The following is a 259-nucleotide window of genomic DNA, read 5'->3' on the forward strand; positions in this document are numbered from 1 at the left end:
GTCGAAGAGGACAAGAGTGACGCACGCGTCCAGAAGATCAGTGCTGCGCAGTTGGCCGAATTGGCTGGCATGGTCAAGGCCGTGGCCTTGAAACCGGTAGCCAACATGGCAACGTCGATTGTCCCGGTATCGATTCGACTCTCGAAGAAAGGTGCGTTTGTTGCCTGCTACGATCCCAACCGTATGTGCTTTGTCCAGAACAAGGAACTGGTGGGCGATATAGATCTGTCGATTCCTCTCGACATGATGAGTGCCGTGC

The 259-nt window shown here is 54.4% G+C and carries 1 protein-coding gene; it reads left to right on the plus strand.

Features of this window, described 5'->3' with window-relative positions:
- On the plus strand, positions 1-259 hold a 259-nt coding region (locus tag AC1RP1_RS08375), incomplete at both ends, for a hypothetical protein (RefSeq protein ID WP_481762785.1).

The organism is Dellaglioa sp. CoH-56-MRSF-13 (assembly GCF_056782095.1).